General features: G+C 58.3%; 18 protein-coding genes and 4 pseudogenes. 11 read left to right on the top strand and 11 right to left on the bottom strand.

Translation table 11 applies throughout. The features are described 5' to 3' along the window. Nucleotides 1-27: 27 nt before the first annotated feature. From gcvPA to moaE, 9 genes and pseudogenes are all read left to right on the top strand, one after another. Nucleotides 28-1,389, top strand: coding sequence for an aminomethyl-transferring glycine dehydrogenase subunit GcvPA (gcvPA, locus tag BOW53_RS06890; protein WP_078487044.1), 1,362 nt, complete (start codon nt 28-30; stop codon nt 1,387-1,389). A 96-nt stretch (nt 1,390-1,485) separates the two neighbouring features. Next, complete coding sequence (gene tpx, locus BOW53_RS06885) at nt 1,486-1,986, top strand: thiol peroxidase (RefSeq protein WP_078487043.1); 501 nt, start codon at nt 1,486-1,488, stop codon at nt 1,984-1,986. Nucleotides 1,987-2,065: 79 nt separating this feature from the next. Further along, on the top strand, nt 2,066-3,523 hold the full coding sequence (gcvPB, locus tag BOW53_RS06880) for an aminomethyl-transferring glycine dehydrogenase subunit GcvPB (RefSeq protein ID WP_078487041.1): 1,458 nt from the start codon (nt 2,066-2,068) through the stop codon (nt 3,521-3,523). A gap of 224 nt (nt 3,524-3,747) precedes the next feature. Beyond that, nucleotides 3,748-4,107: pseudogene (locus BOW53_RS06875) on the top strand (diacylglycerol kinase); the annotation flags it as partial. Nucleotides 4,108-4,211: 104 nt separating this feature from the next. Beyond that, nucleotides 4,212-5,146 (top strand): annotated as a pseudogene (locus BOW53_RS06870) (carbohydrate kinase family protein). Between the two features lie 19 nt (nt 5,147-5,165). Then, on the top strand, nt 5,166-5,684 hold the full coding sequence (moaB, locus tag BOW53_RS06865; protein WP_078487037.1) for a molybdenum cofactor biosynthesis protein B: 519 nt from the start codon (nt 5,166-5,168) through the stop codon (nt 5,682-5,684). A gap of 31 nt (nt 5,685-5,715) precedes the next feature. After that, entirely contained in the window at nt 5,716-6,960 is a 1,245-nt protein-coding gene (locus tag BOW53_RS06860) for a molybdopterin molybdotransferase MoeA (protein ID WP_078487035.1), read from the top strand. Further along, nucleotides 6,960-7,211 (top strand): molybdopterin converting factor subunit 1, encoded by a 252-nt coding sequence (gene moaD / locus BOW53_RS06855; protein WP_078487033.1) that lies wholly within the window; start codon nt 6,960-6,962, stop codon nt 7,209-7,211. The genes BOW53_RS06860 and moaD overlap by 1 nt, the downstream gene beginning before the upstream one ends. A 4-nt stretch (nt 7,212-7,215) precedes the next feature. Then, nucleotides 7,216-7,671: a molybdopterin synthase catalytic subunit MoaE gene (moaE, locus tag BOW53_RS06850; protein WP_078487032.1), complete on the top strand. Its 456-nt coding sequence runs from the start codon at nt 7,216-7,218 to the stop codon at nt 7,669-7,671. 122 nt (nt 7,672-7,793) lie between these two features. Here moaE and BOW53_RS06845 read toward each other — a convergent pair whose 3' ends face one another. Then, nucleotides 7,794-9,926, bottom strand: a complete 2,133-nt coding sequence (locus BOW53_RS06845; protein ID WP_078487030.1) for a thioredoxin domain-containing protein — start codon at nt 9,924-9,926, stop codon at nt 7,794-7,796. Between the two features lie 98 nt (nt 9,927-10,024). Here BOW53_RS06845 and BOW53_RS06840 point away from each other — a divergent pair, with 98 nt between their 5' ends. Then, nucleotides 10,025-10,492 (top strand): nucleoside deaminase, encoded by a 468-nt coding sequence (locus BOW53_RS06840; RefSeq protein WP_245832028.1) that lies wholly within the window; start codon nt 10,025-10,027, stop codon nt 10,490-10,492. A gap of 65 nt (nt 10,493-10,557) precedes the next feature. Here BOW53_RS06840 and BOW53_RS06835 read toward each other — a convergent pair whose 3' ends face one another. The 9 genes and pseudogenes from BOW53_RS06835 to BOW53_RS06800 form a co-directional block, all read right to left on the bottom strand. Then, nucleotides 10,558-10,848: a GIY-YIG nuclease family protein gene (locus BOW53_RS06835; protein ID WP_078487028.1), complete on the bottom strand. Its 291-nt coding sequence runs from the start codon at nt 10,846-10,848 to the stop codon at nt 10,558-10,560. Nucleotides 10,849-10,908: 60 nt separating this feature from the next. After that, on the bottom strand, nt 10,909-11,988 hold the full coding sequence (metA, locus tag BOW53_RS06830; protein WP_078487026.1) for a homoserine O-succinyltransferase MetA: 1,080 nt from the start codon (nt 11,986-11,988) through the stop codon (nt 10,909-10,911). Between the two features lie 9 nt (nt 11,989-11,997). Next, nucleotides 11,998-12,855: an ATPase gene (locus tag BOW53_RS06825; protein WP_078487024.1), complete on the bottom strand. Its 858-nt coding sequence runs from the start codon at nt 12,853-12,855 to the stop codon at nt 11,998-12,000. A 77-nt stretch (nt 12,856-12,932) separates the two neighbouring features. Continuing rightward, nucleotides 12,933-14,045 carry an MFS transporter gene (locus tag BOW53_RS06820; protein ID WP_078487022.1) on the bottom strand — a complete coding sequence of 371 codons (1,113 nt, stop codon included), beginning with the start codon at nt 14,043-14,045 and terminating at the stop codon, nt 12,933-12,935. A gap of 105 nt (nt 14,046-14,150) precedes the next feature. Next, nucleotides 14,151-16,247: pseudogene (locus BOW53_RS06815) on the bottom strand (efflux RND transporter permease subunit). A gap of 145 nt (nt 16,248-16,392) precedes the next feature. Beyond that, nucleotides 16,393-17,241, bottom strand: a pseudogene (locus BOW53_RS13715) (efflux RND transporter permease subunit); the annotation flags it as partial. A gap of 24 nt (nt 17,242-17,265) precedes the next feature. Beyond that, nucleotides 17,266-17,682 carry an HlyD family secretion protein gene (locus BOW53_RS06810; protein ID WP_172838806.1) on the bottom strand — a complete coding sequence of 139 codons (417 nt, stop codon included), beginning with the start codon at nt 17,680-17,682 and terminating at the stop codon, nt 17,266-17,268. A gap of 58 nt (nt 17,683-17,740) precedes the next feature. After that, the gene (locus tag BOW53_RS06805) at nt 17,741-18,196 is read right to left on the bottom strand and encodes an efflux RND transporter periplasmic adaptor subunit (RefSeq protein WP_078487018.1); all 456 of its coding nucleotides are present in this window, start codon (nt 18,194-18,196) and stop codon (nt 17,741-17,743) included. Then, entirely contained in the window at nt 18,193-18,753 is a 561-nt protein-coding gene (locus BOW53_RS06800; RefSeq protein WP_078487017.1) for a PadR family transcriptional regulator, read from the bottom strand. Before BOW53_RS06800 ends, BOW53_RS06805 begins: the two co-directional genes overlap by 4 nt. 104 nt (nt 18,754-18,857) lie before the next feature. On the opposite strand from BOW53_RS06800, the gene BOW53_RS06795 reads away from it, so the two are divergent. Then, complete coding sequence (locus BOW53_RS06795) at nt 18,858-20,033, top strand: class I SAM-dependent rRNA methyltransferase (RefSeq protein ID WP_078487015.1); 1,176 nt, start codon at nt 18,858-18,860, stop codon at nt 20,031-20,033. Here BOW53_RS06795 and BOW53_RS06790 read toward each other — a convergent pair. Then, a complete protein-coding gene (locus tag BOW53_RS06790) occupies nt 20,030-20,365 on the bottom strand; it encodes a helix-turn-helix domain-containing protein (RefSeq protein ID WP_078487013.1) in 336 nt (111 codons plus the stop codon). The two genes, BOW53_RS06795 and BOW53_RS06790, sit on opposite strands and share 4 nt — an antisense overlap. Between the last annotated feature and the right edge of the window lie 346 nt (nt 20,366-20,711).

Here is a 20,711-nt window from a genome sequence, read left to right as displayed (position 1 = left end):
GTTAACAGGCCCTAGAGATTAGTCCTTATGCCATTTATCCCTCACACCGAAGAAGAGGTCAGCGAGATGCTGGCCGCCATTGGCGTGTCCGACATCGAGACGCTCTTCGATGAAATTCCCGAAAACCTGAAGTGCGGAGAACTCGTTTCTGTTCCGCCTGCCCTGTCGGAGATGGAGATTGGGCAGTTGATGAACGGGCGAGCCAGCGAGGACAGTCGTCCCGTCTGCTTCATCGGTGCCGGTGCCTATGACCACCATGTACCTGCGGCGGTTTGGCAGATTGCCACCCGTGGTGAGTTCTATAGCGCCTATACACCCTACCAGGCGGAGGCCAGCCAGGGTACGCTGCAGCTGCTCTATGAGTTCCAGTCCATGATGACGGCGCTCACTGCCATGGATGTCTCCAGTGCCTCTCTCTATGACGGGGCATCCGCCCTCGCCGAGGCGGTTCTGATGGCTGTGCGGGCCAACCGCAAGTCAAAGTCGAAGCGGGTATTGATGCCTCGCACCCTGAATCCCACCTATCGGCGCGTAGTTGATAACATCGTCAGGAACCAGAAGATCGAGCTGGTTGAGCTGCCCTTCGACGAGAAGAGCGGTACCACCGATATGGCGGCACTTGAGGCCTATGCCGGAGAGGACGTCACCGCCCTGGTTATCCCTCAACCCAACTTCTTCGGCGTGTTGGAAGATGTGGATGCCATGACCGATTGGGCCAAGGCCAACAAGGCACTCTCCATCGGGGTTGTGAACCCAATCGCCCAGTCAGTGCTGCAGCCTGCCGGTGAGTGGGGCGGTGATGGTGCTGACATCTGCTGCGGTGAGGGTCAGCCCCTGGGGGCGCCGCTTTCATCGGGCGGGCCCTATTTCGGTTTTCTCTGCTGCAAGCAGGCATTGGTCAGGCAGATGCCCGGGCGTATCATCGGGCGCACCCTGGACCTGGACGGCAAGGAGGGTTTTGCCCTGACCCTGCAGGCCAGGGAGCAGCACATTCGTCGCTCCAAGGCGACGTCCAACATCTGCACCAACCAGGGTCTGATGGTGACCGCAGCGACCATTCACATGGCGTTGATGGGTAGCGAAGGACTGGAGCGCGTGGCGGCTGCAAGTCATAAAAACACCGTTAACCTTGTGGAAAAGCTGTCGGCCATTGAAGGGGTTGAATTGGTTTTTGATAACCCCTATTTTCATGAGGTCGTTGTGCGTTTGCCGGCGCCTGTGAAAGATGTGTTGCAGTCACTGGCGGACCGCAATGTACTGGGCGGATTTGATCTGAGCAGGGATTATCCCGAACTGGGTGATGCCATCCTGGTCTGTGCGACAGAAAAACGCACTGGCGAGGAGATCGACAATTTCGTTCAGGAGCTGGAACGTATCATCGGCCTGTAGGGTGGGGTTAAGTGCAAGTTTGTCCCCAAGGAGCCCTGGCAGAAATATAAAATTCCCCCGCGGATAATCACCGTGGTTTATCAATCAGGAGAAAAAATGGCAGCTATTACGCTGAGAGGCAACGCATGCAACACCAGTGGTGATCTACCTGCTGGGGGCAGTGCGGCACCTGAATTCACCCTTGTTGGTGGCGACCTGTCCGATGTGACCCTGGACAAGTTTGCAGGTAAAAAGAAACTGCTGAACATCGTGCCCAGCCTGGATACCCCCACCTGCGCCACCTCAACCCAGAAGTTCAACGCAGCCATGGCTGAGAAGGGCGATGCGGTTGCCATTGTCGTATCTGCCGACCTGCCTTTCGCCCAGGGCCGTTTCTGCGGTGCGGAAGGTATCGAGAACGTTGTAACCGCATCCATTATGCGCGATGGCAATTTCGCAAAGGATTACGGCATTCTGATCACCGATGGTCCCCTGGCCGGCCTCTGCGGCCGTGCCGTGGTGGTGGTGGATGAGAACAACAACGTCACCTATACCCAGCTGGTTCCCGAGATCGCTGAAGAGCCGGATTACGACGCAGCGCTGGCTGCCCTGGGCTAAGTCCCCGGTACCGCACTCCCGGGGATTTTCCCGGGGGTGTGTTTTGAAATAGAGAAAAGTTAAACAGAGCAGGTGTTGCATGCTGATTTTTGAACAGTCCAAAGCCGGTCGTCGGGCCACTGCTCAGGCACCCCTTTCCAAGGCTGATATCTCGGATATACCCGAGCAGTTTCGGCGTAAGCAAGCAGCTGCTCTGCCTGAAGTTTCAGAGATGCAGGCGGTGAGGCACTATACCCGCCTCTCCCAGAAGAACTTCTCCATCGATACCCATTTCTACCCCCTGGGCTCCTGTACCATGAAGCACAACCCGAGGGGGTCCAATGAACTGGCCATGCTGCCGGGTTTCCTCTCCCGCCATCCCGAAGCGCCGGACGATCACAGCCAGGGTTTCCTGGCCTGCATGCATGATCTTCAGGAGATCCTGAAAGAGGTCGCCGGCATGAAGGAGGTTTCGCTCAGTCCGGCCGCTGGAGCCCAGGGCGAGTTTGCCGGCGTGGCCATGATCAAGGCCTATCACGATGCCCGGGGTGACACGGAGCGCAACGAGATACTGGTGCCGGATGCTGCCCACGGAACCAACCCCGCCTCGGCCGTGATGTGCGGTTACAAGGTGCGCGAAATCCCCACCGGTGACGACGGCGACGTCGATCTCGAAGCCCTGCGCGAGGTGGTCGGTCCACAGACTGCAGGGATCATGCTCACCAACCCCTCCACCCTCGGTGTGTTCGATCGCAAGATCGAGGCGATCGCTGCCCTGGTGCACGAGGCCGGTGGCCTGCTCTACTACGATGGTGCCAACCTTAACGCCATCCTCGGCAAGGTGCGTCCCGGCGACATGGGGTTTGACGTCATTCACATGAACCTGCACAAGACCTTCTCCACCCCCCATGGCGGTGGTGGTCCCGGTGCGGGTCCCGTAGGTGTCAGTGAGCGCCTGGTGCCCTACCTGCCGGTGCCGATGGTGGCCAAGGACGGTGATGCCTTCCGCTGGGTCTTTGAAGAGGATTGCCCTGACACTATCGGCCGTCTCTCAGCCTTTGCGGGTAATGCCGGCATTCTGCTGCGCGCCTACATCTATGCGCGCATGATCGGTCGAGAAGGTATGGCACGCATTGCAGAGTATTCCACCCTCAATGCCAACTACATGAACAAGCTGCTGCAGGAAGCGGGCTTCGAGGCGGCCTATCCTGATCGTCGTGCAACCCACGAGTTCATCATTACCCTGCGCAAGCAGGCCAAGGAACTGGGTGTGAATACCATGGACTTCGCCAAGCGCCTGCTCGACTACGGCTTCCATGCGCCCACGACCTACTTCCCCCTGTTGGTTCCCGAGTGTCTGCTCATTGAACCTACAGAGACCGAGGACAAGGCGTCGCTGGACGGATTCATCGAGGCGATGAAACAGATCCAGCAGGAGGCCGAGACCGATGCCGAGAAGGTGAAAGGTGCGCCATACACCTTGCCCGTGCGTCGTCTCGACGACGTGCGCGCGGCCCGTGAACTGGATCTGAGGTGGACGCCTGCAGAGAACGCTTAAAGTGTTATGCAGGAGCGAACTTGTTCGCGATAAGAGTTCATATGGATGCCGATCGCGAACAAGTTCGCTCCTACATCGGATTTTCCACCTTTCGGATGGGCCAGTTGTCCTGATCGCCCGGAGGGCAGGGCTCTTGTATCCATGTTCGCTTGGGATGCCGGTTGTGTTTAAATGATTGCTCATTAATTCAAACCCTGAATAACAACAAAATACCGGTATCACCAATGGCCAATCAAAATGCCAAGGGTCTGAAGCGGATCATCAACGCCTTCGGTTTCTCCATCAAGGGATTCAGGGCCTGCTTCAAGCATGAAGAGGCGTTCAGGCAGGAGGTCTATGTGCTGATCCCTATGCTGCCCCTGGGAATCTGGCTGGGCCAGGACGGTGTGGAACGGGCACTGCTGGTGGGTAGCCTGCTCATCGTTCCTCTCACCGAACTGCTCAACTCCGCGGTAGAGGCCGTGGTCGACAGGGTTGGCACGGAACAGCACAAGCTCTCCGGGCGTGCCAAGGATATCGGTTCTGCGGCAGTCTTCCTCTCCATCGTGCTTGCCATGGCTGTCTGGGCGTTGGTGCTGGCCCCCGCTATATCTGACACCTTCTTGCACTGTAATGGTGTAGTATCGACGCTTTGCATTAATAATCCGGCATACTAGGTTGCCGGATATATCACTTAACAGGATGTAGCATGTCAGCGTTGATTTGCGGCTCTTTCGCCTATGACACCATCATGGTGTTCCATGACCATTTCAAGAACCATATCCTTCCGGAGCAGGTGCACATCCTGAACGTGGCCTTCCTGGTGCCGGATCTGCGGCGGGAGTATGATGGCTGCGCCGGGAACATCGCCTACAACCTGAACCTGCTGGGGGGCGAGGGCAAGCCCATGGGTACAGTCGGTACCGATTTCACCCCTTATGCGGACTGGATGGATAAGTGTGGTATAAGCGCGAACACATCCGGGTAATCGATGGTGAGTACACGGCACAGGCCTACATCACCACCGACCAGGACGACAACCAGATCACTGCATTTCATCCCGGCGCCATGAACTTCGCACATGAGAACCGTATTGCTGATGCCGATGGCTGCACAATCGGACTGGTTTCTCCCGATGGGCGCCAGGGCATGATCGAACACGCCGAACAGTTTGCCGATGCGGATATCCCGTTCGTTTTTGATCCGGGTCAAGGTATGCTGATGTTCGATGGCGATAACCTGATGCGGTTCGCGGAGCAGGCGACCTGGCTGGCCTTCAACGACTACGAGGCCAAGCTGATGGAGGAGCGCACGGGCAAGACACCGCGCCAGCTCGCAGAGATGGTGGAGGCGGTGATCGTCACCCGCGGTGGCGAGGGCTCCAATATCTACACCCGCGGCAAGCATTACGTGATTCCTGCGGCCCCGGTCTCGTCACTGGAAGACCCCGCCGGCTGCGGTGATGCCTATCGGGCCGGTCTGCTCTATGGCCTGATGAACGATATGGACTGGGAGACCACCGGCCGTATCGCGGCGCTGATGGGTGCCATCAAGATCGAGCAGGCGGGCACTCAGAACCACAGTTTTTCCAGGGATGACGTTGAAGCCCGTTTCGAGCAGGCTTTCGGCTTCAGTTTTGTTTAGGCGCAAGTGAGAGAAGAGAATGACAGGGCATTTTGACGATGCCGGTTTCGTCCCGCTGAACATCGCGGTACTGACCATATCCGATACCCGTACCGAAGAGACCGACAAGTCCGGCAAAATCCTCAAGGAGGGTGCAGAAGAGGCGGGGCACAACGTCGTGGAGAAGGCCATTGTCAAAGACGATATCTACCAGATGCGGGCGATATTCTCACGCTGGATAGCCGATCCTGATGTGCACGTGATCATCAGCACCGGGGGCACCGGCATTACCGGCCGTGACAGCACCCCGGAGGCAGTGGGTCCGCTGCTGGAGAAACCCATCGAGGGCTTCGGTGAGCTGTTCAGGAACATCTCCCTGGAGGAGATCGGCCCTTCGGCGATCCAGTCCCGGGCCATTGCTGGTCTCACCAACCAGACCCTGGTGTTCTGCCTGCCGGGTTCATCCGGGGCGTGCCGTACCGGCTGGGGAAAAATACTCAACTCCCAGTTGGAACATCGCACCCGTCCCTGCAACTTTGCCCAGATGTTCAGGGCCTGATTTCTTAAGCGTTTTTTCAGAGAACAAGATCATGAGTGATTGCGGCTGTTCATCCATTTCAGGACCCAAGCTGAAACCTCTCGAAGAGGCTCTTGAGCTACTCCTCAACCTTGCCAAAGCGGTTGAAGGCGTGGAGACGCTGCCCCTTTCCGAGTGTCTCGGCAGAGTTCTTGCCGAGCCGGTCAACAGCCAGGTGACTGTGCCCCCGTGGGACAACAGTGCCATGGATGGTTACGCGATCAATACTGCCGACATGAAGGGTGATGGAACCCGTCTTCCAGTGTCCCAGCGCATCCCTGCCGGTGCCTCGGGCGATCCCCTTGAGCCGGGAACCGCGGCACGCATCTTCACTGGTGCGCCCGTGCCTCCCAATGCCGACGCCGTGGTAATCCAGGAGGTGTGCGAGGCGGACGGCGACGACGTGATCATCAAGCAGCCCCCCGAGGCGGGTGCCAACATCCGCAGGGCGGGTGAAGATACCGAGAAAGACCAGCAGGTGATTGCCCCGGGCACCCGTATCGAACCCCAGCATATCGGACTGGCTGCGGCTGTCGGCGTGGGGGAATTGGCTGTTTATCGCCGTCTCAAGGTGGCGCTCTTCTCCTCCGGAGACGAACTGGTTGACCCCGGTCAGCCCCTGGGGCCCGGGCAGATCTATAACTCCAATGAATACACGCTCAAGGGGCTGCTGGATGCGCTGGGCTGCGAGGTTGTGAGCCTGGGTATGGTCGAGGATACTTTCGATGCCACCTGCGAAGCGCTCAGCCGGGCTGCTGGGCAGGCCGACCTGGTGATGACCTCCGGCGGTGTCTCCGTGGGCGAGGAGGATTACCTGAAGCCTGCGGTGGAGAAGCTGGGCACCCTGGATATGTGGAAGATTGCCATCCGCCCGGGCAAGCCACTGGCCTTTGGTCATATCGAGGGCGTGCCGTTTGTCGGCACGCCGGGCAACCCGGTCACCCTGTTTGTCACTTTCTGCCTCTTTGCCCGTCCGTTTATCCTGAAGATGCAGGGCATGACGGAAGGACTGACGCCTACCCCGCTCAGGGCGGCTATCGATTTCGACTGGCCCAAGCCCGACAAGCGCCGTGAGTTCGCGAGAGCGCGGCTTCAGCTGGACGACCAGGGCGTGCCTCGCATCAGCAGCTACCGCAGCCGTTCCTCGGGTGTGTTAAGTTCCCTGGCATGGTCCAACGGTTTGGCCGTGCTGCCTGAGAACCAGGTGCTGAACAAAGGCGACCAGGTTGAGTTTTTGCCCTTCAGTGAGTTGTTGTGATGATTAAAGTGCTCTATTTCGCGCGTCTGCGCGAACAACTGGAGACGGCCTCGGAAGAGATGGATGCCGCAGGCCTCGAAAACGTAAATGGATTGGTCACGTTGTTGAAGGACCGCGGCGGCACCTGGGACGATGTCTTTGGTGGAGCCCAGCCGGTGTTGATGGCGGTCAACCAGGAGATGGTCGACGGCAATGCGGCAATCAACGACGGTGATGAAGTGGGTTTCTTTCCGCCGGTAACCGGAGGTTGAGCCGGTGAACACGATCAAGGTCCAGTCAGCGCCTTTTGATATTGCCGAAATACAGGATGAACTGCGTGAGGAAAACCCTGCCATCGGTGCCGTGGTGAGTTTTGTCGGCTTGATGCGGGACATGAACGAAGGTGACCAGGTCGCCACCATGACCCTGGAGCACTACCCCGGCATGACCGAGAAGGCACTGGAGGCTATTGTCCAGGAGGCTGATGAGCGTTGGGACCTGATGGGTATCCGGGTGATACACCGGGTGGGTGAACTCAATCCCCTGGATCCCATCGTCATTGTCGCCGTGGCCAGTGCCCATCGGGGCGAGGCGTTTCAGGCCTGCGAATTCGTCATCGACTACCTCAAGACTCGGGCACCCTTCTGGAAGAAAGAGAAGACAGCCGAAGGCGAGCGCTGGGTGGATGCACGCCATAGCGACGAGGACGCCGAGGCGCGCTGGAAACGTTAGACCGCATAACGAAAGAACATCTGCTGTCTTATGCCGCAGGAGCGAACTTGTTCGCGAATAGAGCTAAATCAACGCTGATCGCGAACAAGTTCGCTCCTACTCCTTAAGTTTTTAGAAGCGCACTACTCCCGGTGCCTTTTGAACGAGCCGGCGCTGCCGGTAAAGGCTCGCTCCTGTTCTGTAGGCGGTGTGCATTTGCTCTCTGACAGCCGCTGATCAAACTGCTCAAAATCCGAAATTGTCGGTTCACAGGTGGTGCCACTGCAAATGTAGGCGCCTGTTATATCTCCCTGGTGATCCTTGTCCAGCAGGGTCGGGAGGTCAGTCTCCGGTGTGGGGATGGAGAGCGCCAGGCGTCTTGGGGCGAGCTGTTGGGCGGCGCGCACTGACCATTGCTCAAGATCTGCACCACTGCCCCGGATGATAATGATCTCCGGTGGGTGCAGCTGCTCTTCCAGTGCCTCCAGCAGGGCGCAGTGAGCGTGGGGAACCTGGCTGAGGTGGTCCCAGGCGGCCTTCAGGGTTCCCTCTGCCGTCTCGAGATACCGGGGCTCGCCCAGCAGGTGTCCCAGGCGATTGAGCGCATGTGCGGCGATGCCGTTACCCGAGGGGATGGCATCGTCTCCCAGGGGTTTGGGTCGGTGAATCAGCGCTTCGTGATCGTCGGCGGTAAAGTAGAACCCGCCACACTCACCGTCCTGGAAATGTGTCAGCAGTACCTCGGTCAGCTCCAGGGCGAAATCGAGATCGCTACGGTTCCAGCGTGTCTGTAGCAGTTCCAGTAGTGCATCGATCAGGAAGGCGTAATCGTCAAGGTAGGCGGGGAGTGCGGATTTACCATCCTTGTGGGTGGCCAGTAGCCGGCCTTCATGCCAGAGGCTGCTTCGGATAAAACCCAGGGCCCTGTCAGCTGAAGCGGTATATTCCGGTTTGTTCAGTACCCGGCCTGCCCGCGCCATGCCCTTGATCATCAGGGCGTTCCAGGCCGTGAGAATCTTTTCGTCACGTCCGGGACGTATGCGGTCCCCTCGCGCCTTGAACAGTTTTTCCCGGGCGCTGCTAAGAAGTCCATGGGCCTGGTCGCTGCTGCTGTCCAGGCGCTGATTCAGTTCGGCGATGCTGGTGAAGTTGTGCAGGTGCCAGCGACCCTCGAAGTTGGCTTCCCGGTCGAGACCATAGTAGGCGGCCAGGTGCTGGTACTCGTCACGCTCCAGGAGTCCTTTCACCTCTTCAGGAGACCAGAGATAGAAAAGGCCCTCTTCTCCCTCGCTGTCGGCATCCAGGGTGGAGTAGTAGCCGCCCTCGGGGGATTGCATCTCCCGGATCACCCAGTCGGCTGTTTTTATCGCCGTCTCCTGGAACAGGGCTTTACCTGTTGCCTGCCAGAGGTCGGTATAGAGGGTAAGCAGGGGGCCGTTGTCGTAGAGCATCTTCTCGAAGTGGGGAATCATCCACTGGTCGTCTACCGAGTAGCGGTAGAAGCCGCCGTCAAGCTGGTCGTTGAAGCCACCAAGGGCCATGCGGGTAAGGCTGTAATCGGCTACGTAGAGGGCGCGTGGGTCATCACGGCCGCTGATACGGGTTGCCGCCCAGTGGCGCAGGATGCGCTGCAGGCTTGTGGGCAGTGGGAACTTGGGGGCCTGGCCGAAACCGCCATGGGTCTCGTCGAAACTCCGCGCCAACTGCTGGCGGGCACTCTCCAGGGGGGCGGCTTCCAGGTTTGTGTCGGTAACCGGGGTCTGGGGGTTGAGGCTGGACATCGCCTCCATGAAGGCCCGGTTCTGCCCCTCGATATCGTGGCGCTGTTCGCGGTAGGCGTTTGCGATGCTGGCTAGCACATCCTTGAAGGGGGGCATGCCGTAGCGACTCTCCCTGGGAAAGTAGGTGCCGGCGAAAAAGGGAACCTGGTCGCCCGGCATGAGAAACACGGTCAACGGCCAGCCGCCGGGGCGCTGGGTCAGCAGTTGGTGAGCTGACAGGTAGATCTTGTCCAGGTCGGGCCGTTCCTCCCGGTCCACCTTGATGTTGATGAACAGTTCGTTCATCAAGGCCGCGGTCTCCTCATCCTCGAAGGATTCATGGGCCATGACGTGGCACCAGTGGCAGGCCGAGTAGCCGATGGAGAGCAGGATCGGCTTGTCCTGCTGGCGGGCCAGTTCCAGGGCCTCGTCATCCCATAGCTGCCAATGGACGGGATTGTCCGCATGCTGCTGAAGATAGGGGCTTGTGCTCTCTGCCAACCGGTTCATGCTCATGGCCTTGCTCTATACTTAACTCCAAGCATAATGACAGAAACTGCCGATGCTTCAACGGCGGAAAATCTGCAGGAATCGCAAAATATAGGGAAAGGGTCGTGGATAAGGCGTTCATGAAGGAGGCGATAGCTCTGGCCAGAAAGGGCGTGGCCGAGGGTGACGGCGGTCCCTTTGGTGCCGTGGTGGTCAAGGATGGAAAGATCGTGGGGCGCGGCTGGAACCAGGTGATCGGTCAGTGCGATCCCACGGCCCATGCTGAGATCATGGCGATACGTGATGCTGCCGACCGGCTGCAGGATTTCCATCTGGATGGTTGCGATCTCTACACCAGCTGTGAGCCCTGCCCCATGTGTCTCAGTGCCGCCTACTGGGCCCACATCCGGCAGATCTTCTACGCGGCTTCGGAAGAGGATGCCGCCAAGCTGGGATTCGACGACCGGTTTATCCGTGAAGAACTCGGCTGTTCACCCGAGGTTCGAAGGCTGCCCATGCGGCAGATGCTGCGCCTGGAGGCGCTGGAGGTGTTTGCCGAGTGGGAGCGCAGCGAGCAGAAGAAGCCGTATTGAGGACAAGGCTGATCACGTCGTCATTCCGGCGAATGCCGGAAGCCAGGTGCGCCATTCCTTTGGTATCAGATTAAACCTGCATATAAATCAAGCCTGCGAGGATTTGACTCCTCAATGGCCTTTATCTTCCAGGCCCTTTTCCAATTCTTGATGGCTTTTTCCCGCTGTATCGCAGATTCCATCGTTGAGTGGATTTCGTACCACACTAAAGTGTGGATACCGTACCTGCTGGTAAAACCCTGAACCACATTGTTCTTGTGTTCCCAGGCTCGCTTTAGCAAGTTTGATGTTACGCCGGTATAGAGGGTGTCGTTCCGCTTACTGGCCAAGATGTAGACGCAAGGCTGACGGTCCATGTCTGCTCTTTTCTGGGTTCCCTGGATTCCGGCATTCGCCGGAATGACGAGTTGTCACAACTACGCTTTTGTAAAACCCAGCCCCAGCGGATCATCAGGATCGACACCCTCCATGAAGGGGATCTTGCGGTCGCTGTGGGTGACCTGGTAGACCATGCCGATCCAGTTGCCGACGATACCTTCTGCGGTGTCGTGCCAGGTGTTGTTCAGGCGCTCGCAGATCAGCTCTTCCGGGAAAACGGGTAGCTCGCTTTTTCGGCTCAGGGCCTTGTTGAGACGCTCCTGGTACTCGTTCAGCACGGCCTGCTCTCTCGGGCTGAGGTAGTTGTCCGGGAAGGGTGGATAGTCTTGCCGGTTGCCGGCGGCGAACTGCATGACCTCGCGCTTGTACTCCTTCAGCAGGCTGATGGTCTCGTACTCCGGGTGACCCTGGAAGAAGATGACACGGAAGCGGTCTTTGCTGGTAGCCATGTGTACCCCGCCCTCTTCGCTCTCCACCAGGACATGCAGGCCAGCGGCCTCGAACTGCTCCCGAGAGATTTCGTTGAAACGGGAGTGGGGGACGTCGAAGTGGGTGTTGACGTCGTTGACCAGCGGATGGTGGCGGTCCACCACGTAGTGGGGAAATACGCCCCAGCGCTTGAATCCCAGGGGCTGGCGTTCCTGTCCATATGCCAACTGCAGTACCGCATGAGTGGTGAGGCAGGAGCAGAGAGTGGAGGTGACATTCTCCATGGCCCAGTTGATGACCCGGCTCAGGGGCTCCCAGAAGGGTTCCTCTGCGAGATCGGGATGGGTGACGTTGGCGCCGGTGATAATCAGCGCATCAAGACCTTCCTCCTTCACCTTGTCGAAGGTCTCGTAGTACTTGTCGATGTGCGCCTGGGCTTTCTCGTTCCGGGGCAACTCCTCCAGGGTGAAGGGGTGGACGTAGAATTGGGCAATGGGGTTGCTCTCGCCAACCAGTTGGAAGAACTGCCGCTCAGTCGCTTCCAGTGCTGCATCGGGCATCATGTTGAGCAGGCCAATGTGGAGTTCGCGGATGTGCTGGTGCATGGCGCGGTCGGTCCCCAGGACCGTCTGGCCGGCTTTGCGCAAACGTTCGAAGGTTGGCAGGTTAGTATGGGCAACCAGGGGCATAGGCCACTCCTATCCGTTCCATTGCTTGCGTGAGATTGCCGTCTCCAGCAATTCCAAAAAGTCGTTGTCATCGCGCACTTCAGCGACCTCTTTCGAGGTGACGGTATAACCGCGGGGGTTCACGATCGCCTCGTAGCTGGGCACACGGGAGTGGAACAGCCGTGGGAAGATCCAGCGGGTGAAGTCGTCCGGGTCCATCTCTGCGGCATACTGCAGGTTGTTTTCCACGAGGTAGGCCTGGAGCTGCTGTTCGAGAAATGCCAGTCGGAAATAGAGAGGCTTGGGGTCCTCTTGCGCTCGGCTGATCAGCATCTCCTCTTCGTTGCTGTCCAGGGCCTGGATATAGAGCAGCAGGGAGTGGCGGTCCAGCAGCTCGATCACCTTAGGGGATTCGATATCGCACAGGCTACCGCCAACGTCGTTGACAAAATGCTGGTAACCGTAGATTTCCTGGGACTTGCGGATGAACTCCGGCACATCGATCATGGCGTCGATTTCCGCCTGGCGATAGAGGGCCTGGCGATGTTTGAAATCACCCAGCTGTACGCCGCCCAGTTCCGGGTTGCCCAGCTTGCCCACGTAGCAGAGCACCGGTCCGAGATCGTCAACCTTGATGTTGTTTCGAATATAGATCCAGTCCTTGCGCAGGAGTGCGCGCAGGAAAGGTACCTGCATGGCCTGCTGCTTGATCAGGTCCATGATCTCTTCGTCGAGGTAACGGGTGCCGATCCTGTAGTCGCCGGAGTAGTGAAACCAGTTGTAACGGCGCAGGGTGCCGGACAGGTGGGTCTTGCCCACGCCGGACATGCCGAGCAGGGTGATGCTCTTGTTTTTCCAGGCTCGGAATTCTTCCAGGCTCAGTTTCACTTCGGTCAGACCTTAATTATGCTTTTCTGGGCAAAAGAATAATTATAACCGTTAATTTTGATCAACGGGTGTATGGATCAGCGATTCGGGCATCGTTGTTCGGTGATGCCGATCATCAGTGGAATCAATAACATTCCAAGGCAGACCATAACCGCACCGTTCCAGCCGGCCTGCTCATAGATCAATCCGCAGACGGTGATACCGATCCAGCCTCCGAGGTAGTAGAGGAGTACATAGAGTGCGTTGGCACGCCCCTGGCCGCTCGTTACACGTTGATTGAGCGTTCCAACTGCCGCTGCATGCAGCGCGAAGAAACCGGCGCAGACACCAAGTAGTGCCAGGACCATGGCAATAATGGAGGAGAGCAGGGTGAGGGACATGGAGAAGGCGAGAACCAGTGTGCCGCTTATCATGCTGATGGCGCTGCCGAAACGGTTGCTCAGCTTGCCTGCCATAGGCCCTATGAAGACCCCCATCAGGTAGGTGAGGTATAGGAGGGTGATCCACTCGGTTGCGAGGCTGGAGGGTGGTGCTTCCAATCTGAAGGGGAGGTAGTTGAATACCGAGGAGAAGACGAAAAAGCTGCCGCAGGAGACCAGGTAGATACGCAGCGGGTCCCAGCGCTTAATTATTTCCCAGTAGCTTGGCTGTTGCTTCTGCTGGTCATGGTGTCGCTCTTCCCGTGGCAGGGCAAGCAGGGCGATAAGGCCGGCGATCAGTATCCACACGGCCGCAAAGACGAAGGCGTAGCGCCAGTGCAGTGGTGGGTGGATCCAGCCGCCGAGCAGTCGTCCGCCGAGGCCGCCTATCACCGTGGCCGAGACATAGGACCCCATGACGACGCTCAGCCTCTCCGAAGGCAGGGTGCGGGCAAGGAAAGCGGCCAGGCAGGTGGTCAGCGCCGGAATGAAGAGCCCCTGCACGAAGCGGGCGCCAATCAGCAGACCGAGGTTATCGGTGATGGCACATAACAGCCCGGCCAGGGCTACCACCAGGGCGCCAAAAGGCATGTTGGCCAGTGCGATGCCCAGTATCACGGCAGCCACGCTGTAGGACACCGTCACCGCATCTGCGGCAAACTCGTTCTGTAATACCGGTAATACCGGCTGGGTGATGTAGATGTTGGTGAAGGAGGCAGCTACCAGTGCAAAAACGATGAACTGGAGACGTAGTTGTGGCTGGGATGACATTGGCCTGGAGTGTGACGCTGAAGGTGTGAATATTCAAGGCTGGGTGGTTGTGATTGCAGACACGGCTATGTTGTGAATAAGCGCGAATCTCAGCTGAAGCCTTTCCTAGATCTGTGCCTTGCGTTTGCGTACCGCCCAGCGCGAGCCCATGGAGATGCGATAAAGCGGTGGTATCACAAACAGTGTGAGCACCGTCGAGACTACGAGTCCCCAGACGATGGCGGTGGCCACCGGTCCCCACATCAGTGACGATCCGCCCAGGCCGGTAGCCAGGGAGAAGAGGCCGGCGATGGTGGTCATGGAGGTGATGAGGATCGGAATCACCCGTCGCCTTGCGGCATAGATGGTCGCATGCAGTACGCTCATCCCCTGCTTGAGCCTTTCGTTGGCTGCGGTGATCAGGACGATGGCGGCATTCACCGCGATGTCGGCCAGTGCGACCACCCCGTACATGGTGAAAAGGCTCAGTGGGTTGTTGGTGATGAACAGGCCCATCACCACGCCGGTGAAGGCCATGGGTACGGTGGCCAGGATCATGAGTGGCTGGAAGTAGCTCCTGAACTGGGTGCCCAGGATCATGTACATGAGGCCGACGCCGAACAGAAACAGTACCAGGATGGCGTCGATGCTCTCCTGGATGTCATCCAACTCACCGGAGAAATCGAGATCGATGCTGGGGTAGCGTTCCCGGATCTTCTCCTATTCCTCGACGATCTCCGCATTGGCTGCCACGGTGTCGGTCTGGGTCTTGTCCAGGTTCGCCTCCACGGTGATGGTGCGGCGGAAATTGTAGTGGCGTATGTTGCCGAGGCTGGGGCCTGTCTCTATGTTCAGCAGCTCTTTCAGGGGAATGCGTCCGCCGTCCTGTAGTGGGAGTGTGTAGTTGCCCAGCTCGTTGATATCCCTCAGTACCCTGGGTTTGGCTCTTACCCGCACCTCCAGTTCTTCGCCCTGGTCCTGCATGCGGCCGACGATCTCCCCGTCAACCAGCAGGCGCAGGGTGTGGGCGATTTCGGAAGGGTTGATGCCGGCACGCCTTGCGGCGTCCTGGTTTACGCGCAGTACCAGGGCCATCTGTCCCTGGCTGTCGTCGTCGGTTATGTCGCGGATCGCCGGGTTGCGTCCCATGATCTGCTTCAGGTCTGCCGCTGCCCTGCGTATGGTTTCGGTGTCGTCACCCCGTACCTTGATCAGGATCGGCTTGGCGGTGGGCGGGCCGCCGGAGAGGCGCAGGAAGGAGAGCTTGCTCGGTCCGGATGTGGCCATAACAGAGGCGCGCATCCCGTCGATCATCTCGTCGACGCTGCGCAGGTTGTCCTGGCGTGGTTTGAGTGCGACGAGTATCTGTCCGTAGTGATCACCGAAGAAGGGTGCGGTCTCGGTGAACATCTGTCCAGAGTAGCTGAGGATGTTGCGTACTTCGCCGGGGCGGATCTGGGCTTTCACTTTTCTCTCCACCTCCAGGGTCTTTTCCAGGGTGACCTGCAGTGGGGTGCCGGCGGGCATCTCCAGGTTGACGTAGAAGAGGCGGATGGGGTCGGTGGCGAAGAAGTCGAGCTTGATGACACCGCCCATTGCAGCGCTCAGGGCAGTGGCGAAGGTGAGGGTTAGGAAGAGCAGGATGGTCTTGGGCCAGCGCAGGGCGCGCACCAGCAATACCGTGTACTTGATGCGGATCCAGTGCAGCACCCTGACACGGTATTTATGGATACGCGAAGGGTTCTCGAAACTGATTTTTGCACCGAGTACATGGGCCGGCAGCATCCAGTAGGGCTCGATGAGACTGATGGCCAGGGCGATGGTGACCACCATGGGGATGATCAGCATGTAGTCCCCCAGAATTCCCGGCAGCAGCATCAGTGGCAGGAATGCCGCCATGGTGGTGAGCACTGCCGAGGTGACCGGCGCCACCACCTCTCTCAGTGATTCAAGGATGGCGGGCAGTGCGGCAATGCCCCGCTGCAGCCGGTAGTAGATCGACTCGACAACCACCACGGCGTCATCAATGAGCATGCCGAGGCTGATCACCGCTCCGAGCAGTACACTGACATTGATGGTCTGGCCCATGCCGCTCAGGACCCAGAAGGTGCCTGCCAGGATAAAGGGAATGCCAATGGAGGTGAGCAGTGCGATGCGGCTGCCCAGGAACAGCCAGGTGACGAACAGCACCATGCCCAGGCCGAGCATGGCATTGTTCTGCATGATGCTCAGGGCGCTGCGGGTGATTTCGGTCTGGTCGTCGATCAGTACCAGTTCCACCCCCGGTCTTCTCCTTGAACCGGTTCCTTTCGGCAATGTAGTCGTTGATGCGCTCCACCAGTTCTAGGGTGTTGGCCTTCGCCTTTTTGGTGCTCGCCAGCATCACCGCAGGTCGGCCGTTGTAGCGTACCGCCGCGCCGGCCTTCTCCCGGCCCCGCACCACTTCTGCAAGATCGCCCAGGGGTATCTTCCCGTTGATGCCCGTGACAGGCAGGGAGGCCAGGTAGTGGGGATCGCTGTCCCGGCCGATGAAGCGTATCAACCAGCTCTGATCATCCACCTGGGCGCTGCCTGCAGCGACATCACGGAAGTTTATGGCAATGGTGTCGGCAAGCTGGCTTGGGCTGATGCCGGCCTGCTCAAGCTGGTCCGGCAGAAAGTTGATCTGAAGTTCGGGGTTGGGCAGCGCGGTCTCCAGTATCCGGTCCATTCCCTTTATGCGTTCCAGGTCCTTTTTGACACTCTCCGCCTAGCGCCTCAGGTTCTCATCCGCCGCCTCGCCGACAACTGCCAGGGTGGCGATGGGGAAGGCGTTGGCGGTGGTGATCTCGAAGACGAAGGGGTTGGTGGCTTCGTCAGGCAGTTCATCTTCTGCGTTCTGGACTTCCCGTCTCAGGTCCGCAATGCGCTTGTTGAATACCTGCTCATCGATATCCTCGAAGCGCACCAGTACGCTGGAGATGCTTTCTCGGCTGACGCTGGATACGAACTTGATGCCCGATACCCGGCGTATTTTCCGCTCCAGAACTTCCGTTACCTGGCGCTCCACATCTTCGGCGGATGCCCCGGGAAGGATGGTGGTGATGTCGATCCAGTTGAAGTTGATGGTGGGGTCCTGTTCCCTTGGCATGAGGCCATAGGAGAGGAAGCCGATCACCAGCACCAGCGCAAAGGTGAGATTGGCGAGGACGTGGTTCTGGTAGAGTCTTGCAAGCATTTGGGGTTAACAGGCCCTAGGGCCTTACCTCGACCGGCTGGTTGTCATTGAGACTCTGCCGGCCTTCCACGATGAGCAGGGTGTCCGGTGGCAGGTCCACGCTTGCAGGCTGTCCTTCCAGGGCGCCTTCCAGGGGGTGGAAGCGTGCCATGTTCTGTTGCAGCAGAAACAGGCCCAGCTGCCCGGCAGTGCAGCCACATCCTGGAAGATGAAACGGACTTCGCGGTTTCGCCCGCGGGCTTCCACTGCAGGCACAACCAGCCGGATTTGCAGCGGGTAGTGGGTATGGTTTGTCTCCAGGCTGATCCGGGCTGCGCTTTTGAGGGATTCGACCTGGTCAACAGGCACCTGGGCAGAGACCTCGAGACGCCTGTTGTCCAGAAGCTGCAGCAGCGGTTGGCCGGTATTGATCCACTCCCCCTCACCTGCATGGCGTTTCATTACCAGGCCGCTGAAGGGTGCGTGGATGTTGCAACGGGCCTCGTCCAGGCGGGCCTTCTCAAGGGCAGCCGTCTGGGCCTGCAGGTCGGCCCTGCTGGTGTTCAGGTCGGTTGTAGAGCTCTTCGGAGATGTTGCGCTCCTTGCGCAGGGACCTGGTCCGCAGGATCTGCTTGCGTGCCAGATCATGCCGGGCCTTGGCTGACTCCAGGGCGGCCTCGGCTTGTTTGTGGCGAATGGTGTTGTCGCTGCAATCCAGTGTGGCCAGCAGGGTGCCCGCCTCCACGTCGTCGCCCACCTTGACGTTGATCTGCTCTATCCTGCCCGATGTTTCCGCGCTGATCCGGCTGTCGTTCAGACTCACGGTGGTGGCCGGGGCCGAGAACCGGGGAAAGAACATCAGCTCCTTGAGCGGCGCCGTGCTGGCATGGATCGTGGCTTCAGCTGTGACTGCCTGGCTGTTTATGAGCAGTCCGGTAATGATAATTGGCATCAGCAGCCGCATGACAGGTCTCATGATTGCTGCTCCTTGGGTGTGAATTGTGACTGTTCCCTGACGATCGCTTCCAGGAGAGGTGCCTTGCGCGCTTCGATCAGTTCCAGGAGTGCCTGGTTCGCTGCGATGCCGTACTCGATGGTGAAGCGCATGCCGGCGGTCAGTTCGTGACAGCTCTCCAGTACCTTGTGCAGAATCTCCAGCTCTCCCCGGATGTTTGCCATCTGGATATCGATGGCTTTTTCCAGTTGTTTCGGTGGTTGCAGATGGGCAAACATCATCAAGACCAGGAAATCGCTGCGATACTGTTCCGTGGGCTCTGTTTTGCGCAGGGTCTCAAGAAACTGTTCCCGGCCCTTGGGGGTGATACTGAACACCTTTTTGATGGGGCGCTTCTCCTGAGTCTCCTCCCTGAAGGTGACTAGTCCGCTGTCGGTGAGCTTGGCCAGGGCAGGATAGATGGACCCGAAGCTTGCAGCCTGAAAATGGCTGAAAGACTCCTCGCACATCTTCTTGATTTCGTAACCGGAGGCGTCCCCCAGGCAGAGCACGCCGAGGCACAGGTTGTTGACGTCCATATATCGATCCAATATATATCGGAATAATATATATAGTTGCCGGGTGGCCGGTTGTCAAATCTGATACTCTTCACACCGTTTTGTTTGTCCCAGGTACATCTGTCATGACTATCGCCCCCCTCAAGCTCAAAAAGGATCAGGATCGCCGCCTGAGAGCCGGCCACTGCTGGATCTACAGCAACGAGATCGATACCAAGGCGACATCGCTCAAGGGATTGGAGCCTGGGCAGCCGGTGGAGATCTTCAGTCAGCAGAACCGTTGGCTCGGCTCGGGGTATGTGAATCCTCACTCACTGATTTGTGGTCGTCTCGTAAGCCGTGACCGGGAGCATCCTCTCAGTGGGTCACTGCTGGTGCATCGATTCAATATCGCACTGAGCCTTCGGGAGCGTCTCTATCAACGCCCTTTTTACCGGCTGGTGTTCGGTGAGGGGGATGGTCTCCCGGGACTCGTGGTGGATCGATACGGTGAAGTCTGCGTGGTGCAGGTAACCACGGCGGGGATGGAGCAGATGAAAGACGCGATACTGGCGGCACTGGACAAGGTGGTGCATCCGAAAACGGTTATTTTCCGCAACGATACTTCGGTTCGTGAGATGGAAGGGCTTGAGCGTTACGTGGAGTCTGTTGGTGAGGAGCCCGGTGAGGCGCTGGCGGTGGAGGAGCATGGTCTTCAGTTTCGGGTCCCGGCACTCAAGGGGCAGAAGACCGGCTGGTTCTTCGACCAGGCCTACAACCGACAGCGTATGGCCCCTTACGTGGATGGGAAACGGGTGCTCGAGGTGTGCAGCTATGTCGGGGCAAGGGGTGCCAGTGAAGTCCTGAGCGTGGACGTTTCACGCACGGCCCTGGATGCGGTGGAAAGCAATGCGGCCCTGAACAGTGTGTCTGACAGGGTGCGCACCCAGAGGGGGGACGCCTTCGAGGTAATGAAGCAGCTGCGCGAAGAGCGGGAACGCTTTGATGTGCTGCTGGTGGATCCGCCTGCGTTCATCAAGCGCCGGAAGGATCTCAAAGAGGGTACCCTGGCCTATCGGCGCATCAACCAGCTGGCGATGCAACTGCTGTCAAAGGATGGCATTCTGATCACCTCGTCATGCTCTCATCACATGTCGAGGGACAGCCTGCTGCAAACGGTGCAGCAGGCTGCCAGGCATACTGACAGAAGTCTTCAACTCCTGGAGCAGGGGGCCCAGGCGCCGGACCATCCCATTCATCCGGCCATTCCCGAAACGGCCTATCTGAAGACCTTCTATTTACGCGCTCTGCCCTCGTTTTAGCCCTGCTGCAGGTCCATGATCTCCTGTCGGATTCTGGATCTGTGGGGTTCTGGCAGATTCTGCCAGGCTTCGGCTACGCTGGTCGCATCGGCTGGCAGTGTGGTGGCCTTCCCGTCGCCGAACATCAACCATGCCGGATTGACATCCAGTACTTCAGCAATCTGATCGATTTTACGTGGGCGCAGGCTCTTACCGTTTTCGATTTTTTGAATAACGGCCTGGTTGGTGCCGGCGCGGACTGCCAGTTGCTCCTGGGTCCAGCCCTTTTCCTGTCGTTTGTGGCGCATGCGCTGGCCAAGACTCCCGAGGTTTTGGGGATTCAAGCTGCTCATAATAATTAACCTATTCACTTGTCCATCTTGTGAAGAATTGTGTGCGGCCTTTATAGTGTTTTAAGGATGGTGTTCCCCCATTGATTTGAATCATCACGGGTTTTTGGGTGATGGTTCATGGCCGCAGACAGCCCAAGGTCGAGTATTCGTTTTCGTCCAAGAAAGAGAGTCTGAAAACTTAACCTCTAGTTAAATATTAAAACGCATATAGGGAAAAAATAAAGAAGAAATTTCGTCTAATTTGTCAAGGGCGGTTTCAAGTAATAACTGCAATTCAATTACGCAGCAAGCAAATCTACTTGCCGCCCCATAAATAATTCATTCGGTGATCGATAGCCTCTTGTGG

It is taken from the genome of Solemya velesiana gill symbiont, assembly GCF_002020805.1.
GTDB lineage: Bacteria > Pseudomonadota > Gammaproteobacteria > Chromatiales > Chromatiaceae > Sedimenticola_A.
The sequence above is the reverse complement of the archived record's forward strand: the minus strand, read 5'-3'. Positions and strand labels throughout refer to the sequence as shown.

Coding starts and splice junctions, on each gene's coding strand:
- gcvPA (WP_078487044.1), top strand. CDS start 28: ATGCCATTTATCCCTCACACCGAAGAAGAGGTCAGCGAGATGCTGGCC.
- tpx (WP_078487043.1), top strand. CDS start 1,486: ATGGCAGCTATTACGCTGAGAGGCAACGCATGCAACACCAGTGGTGAT.
- gcvPB (WP_078487041.1), top strand. CDS start 2,066: ATGCTGATTTTTGAACAGTCCAAAGCCGGTCGTCGGGCCACTGCTCAG.
- moaB (WP_078487037.1), top strand. CDS start 5,166: ATGACAGGGCATTTTGACGATGCCGGTTTCGTCCCGCTGAACATCGCG.
- BOW53_RS06860 (WP_078487035.1), top strand. CDS start 5,716: ATGAGTGATTGCGGCTGTTCATCCATTTCAGGACCCAAGCTGAAACCT.
- moaD (WP_078487033.1), top strand. CDS start 6,960: ATGATTAAAGTGCTCTATTTCGCGCGTCTGCGCGAACAACTGGAGACG.
- BOW53_RS06845 (WP_078487030.1), bottom strand. CDS start 9,926: ATGAGCATGAACCGGTTGGCAGAGAGCACAAGCCCCTATCTTCAGCAG.
- BOW53_RS06835 (WP_078487028.1), bottom strand. CDS start 10,848: ATGGACCGTCAGCCTTGCGTCTACATCTTGGCCAGTAAGCGGAACGAC.
- metA (WP_078487026.1), bottom strand. CDS start 11,988: ATGCCCCTGGTTGCCCATACTAACCTGCCAACCTTCGAACGTTTGCGC.
- BOW53_RS06820 (WP_078487022.1), bottom strand. CDS start 14,045: ATGTCATCCCAGCCACAACTACGTCTCCAGTTCATCGTTTTTGCACTG.
- BOW53_RS06810 (WP_172838806.1), bottom strand. CDS start 17,682: ATGAAACGCCATGCAGGTGAGGGGGAGTGGATCAATACCGGCCAACCG.
- BOW53_RS06805 (WP_078487018.1), bottom strand. CDS start 18,196: ATGAGACCTGTCATGCGGCTGCTGATGCCAATTATCATTACCGGACTG.
- BOW53_RS06800 (WP_078487017.1), bottom strand. CDS start 18,753: ATGGACGTCAACAACCTGTGCCTCGGCGTGCTCTGCCTGGGGGACGCC.
- BOW53_RS06795 (WP_078487015.1), top strand. CDS start 18,858: ATGACTATCGCCCCCCTCAAGCTCAAAAAGGATCAGGATCGCCGCCTG.
- BOW53_RS06790 (WP_078487013.1), bottom strand. CDS start 20,365: ATGAGCAGCTTGAATCCCCAAAACCTCGGGAGTCTTGGCCAGCGCATG.